At 67.1% G+C, this 2,966-nt stretch carries 4 protein-coding genes; 1 reads left to right on the forward strand and 3 read right to left on the reverse strand.

The window, feature by feature from the left end; translation table 11 throughout:
* Positions 1–565 (forward strand): YitT family protein (locus tag HC022_RS22900; protein ID WP_167453942.1); only part of this gene is annotated, 565 nt, incomplete at its 5' end.
* A gap of 15 nt (positions 566–580) precedes the next feature.
* Here HC022_RS22900 and HC022_RS22905 read toward each other — a convergent pair.
* From HC022_RS22905 to HC022_RS22915, 3 genes are all read right to left on the reverse strand, one after another.
* Positions 581–817, reverse strand: coding sequence for a hypothetical protein (locus tag HC022_RS22905; protein ID WP_167453943.1), 237 nt, complete (start codon positions 815–817; stop codon positions 581–583).
* A 305-nt stretch (positions 818–1,122) separates the two neighbouring features.
* Positions 1,123–2,016, reverse strand: coding sequence for a fructose bisphosphate aldolase (locus tag HC022_RS22910; RefSeq protein WP_008885109.1), 894 nt, complete (start codon positions 2,014–2,016; stop codon positions 1,123–1,125).
* Positions 2,017–2,120: 104 nt separating this feature from the next.
* A partial coding sequence (locus HC022_RS22915) for a cytochrome P450 (protein ID WP_167453944.1) occupies positions 2,121–2,966 on the reverse strand: 846 nt, incomplete at its 5' end.

The raw sequence follows: 2,966 nt of genomic DNA on the forward strand, positions 1-2,966 counted from the left end.
CGCCATTCTGGTGGGCACCACCCTCGTCGCGCTGTCGATCCAGTTCCTGCGGGCCTCCGAGCTCTTCACCGGCCAGATCGCAGGCCTGTCGCTGGTGCTGTCCTACCCCACCGGCCTGCCCTTCGGCGCGATCTTCTTCGTGCTCAACCTGCCCTTCTACCTGCTGGCGATCCGGCAGCTCGGGTGGCGCTTCACCATCAAGAGCTTCCTTGCGGTGGCGCTGATGTCGACCATCGCCGAGAGCCTGCCGCTGGTGCTGACCATAAACCACCTGCACCCGGCGCTCGGGGCGACGCTGTCGGGGATCCTCGCGGGGGTCGGGCTGCTGATGCTGTTCCGGCACGGCGCGACACTGGGCGGGGTCGGCGTTGTGGCGCTCTGGGCGCAGGACACCAAGGGCATCAAGGCCGGTCACGTGCAGCTTGGTTTCGACCTCTGCGTCTTCGCGCTGGCGTTCTTCCTGTTCGACTGGCAGCGGGTGCTGTGGTCGCTGCTCGGCGCCGTGGTGCTGAACCTCATCATCACCGTCAACCACCGGCGCGACCGCTACATCGCCCGCTCCTGAGCGCGCCCCCGGGCCTCAGTTCGCTGCCGCTAGATGCCCGCCCTGCCGCGCCGCCTCAAACTCCTCGGGGTCGAGCAGCCCGTCGCCGTCGCGGTCGAGGAACATGAACCCGTCGGTCGAGACCTCGGGCCAGACCGCCTGGATCTCGAACAGCGTAAGCACGCCGTCACCGTTGATGTCCACACTGTCCTGCGCGGCGGCGGCGCCGGCGAACGTTGCGAACAGGATCAGGGTCAGGGTCTTTCTTGTCATGCAGGTGGTCTCCGGCAAGATGGGCCATCCGGGCAAGCCCTGCCCCATTAGGCCAAGCCTCGGGGCGCCCGTCCACGCCCGCCCGAGAGGCGCGCGGCGGGGCGCCGAAATCGTCGAAGTGCATGGGCGACACCCCGCGCAACCTGAGCGTTTGCCAGAGGGGTCGGCGGAAATCCCCGCCCCGAAACCCCGCAACTGCCGCAAAACCCGGCACACCCTCACGCGCAAGACAAAGGGCGCGCCGCAACCGCGACGCGCCCCGATCCGGCCCCGGGCTCAGCCCGGCGCCTGGAAGTCGTGAACCCTCAGAGCGAGGCTTCGTAGATCTTGCCAATGTTGCTGCCGAGCAGCGCGTTGAAGTCGTCGTCCGACTGCTTCTTCGACAAGCCCTCGGCCAGCGCGCGGCTGAAGGAGGCGATCATCTTCGGCTGACGGGCGAGCTTTTCGCAGGCGTCGTCGGTGGTGTAGCCACCGGAAAGCGCCACGACACGCACCACGCGCGGATGGTCGGCGAGATCGTCGTAGAGACCGTCGACGGTCGGAATGGTGAGCTTCAGCATGACGTCGATGCCTTCGGGCAGCGCGTCGAGCTGGGCCTTGATCGCGTCCTTGAGGAGCGACTCGGCAGCTTCCTTGGTCGGCGAGTTGATGTCGACCTCGGGCTCGATGATCGGCACCAGACCCGCGGCGACGACGGTCTTGCCGACCTCGAACTGCTGGTCGACGACGGCCTTGATGCCCTCGGCGTTGGCGGCATGGATCACCGAACGCTCCTTGGTGCCGAAGATGCCGAAGGTTTCCTTGGCTTCCTTCAGCAGCTCCTCGAGGCCGGGCATCGGCTTCATCAGCTGCACGTCGTTGGCCTTGTCCTCGAGACCCTTGTCGATCTTCAGGAAGGGCACGACGCCGCGCTTTTCCCAGAGGTACTGGGCGGTGGGGAGACCGTCGATCTCGCTGCGCATGGTGCGTTCGAACAGGATCGCGCCAAGCACCTTGGAATCGGTGAACGCAGGCGAGGTGATGATGCGCGAGCGCATCTTGTGGATCTCGCCGTACATCTCGGCTTCGCCGTTGTATTCGTCTTCTTCGACGCCGTATTGCTTCAGCGCCTTGGGGGTAGATCCGCCAGACTGATCAAGCGCTGCAATGAAGCCATTGCCGGTCGCCATCTTCTTCTTCTGGTCTTCGAAAACGGTCATGAGGAACCTCTCTCCCATGCTGGAAATGCCTGTTGCGAAAGGCATAGACCAAGGTTTCGGGAATGGGTAGGTGGTGCCGCCGGGTTTAACGCTAACGTCACGCGTTACCGCTTATCGACGCGCAGATGTATGCCGTCCCGGGCGCGCACCGTGAGAAAGGCGACGGGCTCGGGCACCCTGCCCTCGACCGGCGACAGCCTGAGGTCGCGCAGGATCAGCGAGAGCATCAGCACCCCCTCGACCATCGCGAAGCCCGCGCCGGTGCAGACCCGCGGCCCGGCCGAGAACGGCATGTAGGCCTCGCGCGGGCACTGGCGTCCGTTCCCGGTGCCCCAGCGCGCCGGGTCGAAGCCGTGCGGGTTCTCCCACAACCGCTCGTGGCGGTGCTGGTGCCACGGGCTCAGCACCACCTGCGAGCCCGGCTTCAGCGCGCGGTCGCGGAAGCGCTCGGGGCGGCTGGTCTCGCGCACCATCATCGGCACCGGCGGGTAAAGCCGCAGCGTCTCGCGGAAGACATCGCGCGAGATCCTGAGCCGCGCCATGTCGGAAAACGCGGGGACCTCGCCCAGCACCTGCGCCTCTTCCGCCAGCCGCGCCTGCCAGTCGGGATGCGTCGCCGCGAGGTAGAATGCCCAGGCCAGCGCCGAGGCGCTGGTCTCGTGCCCGGCGAGGAAGAAGATCGCCACCTGGTCGACTATCTCCTCGGTCGAGAAGGTCTCGCCGGTTTCGGGGTCGCGGGTGGTCATGATCTTGGTGGCAAGATCGTCCGGCGCGGTGCCGGCGCGGATCTCGGCCATGCGGCGTTCGGTCAGCTCGGTGATCAGCGCCCGGATGCGCCGCGCGGCGGCCCGCGTGCCGGGCCGGTGGAAACGCGGCAGCCAGCGCGGCAGCGGCACGAAGGCCGCGAGGTTGAGGATCGGCTGGGTACGCTGGTAGGCGCGGAACTCGTG

The organism is Salipiger sp. HF18 (assembly GCF_011806505.1).
GTDB lineage: Bacteria > Pseudomonadota > Alphaproteobacteria > Rhodobacterales > Rhodobacteraceae > Salipiger > Salipiger thiooxidans.

Coding starts and splice junctions, on each gene's coding strand:
- HC022_RS22905 (WP_167453943.1), bottom strand. CDS start 817: ATGACAAGAAAGACCCTGACCCTGATCCTGTTCGCAACGTTCGCCGGC.
- HC022_RS22910 (WP_008885109.1), bottom strand. CDS start 2,016: ATGACCGTTTTCGAAGACCAGAAGAAGAAGATGGCGACCGGCAATGGC.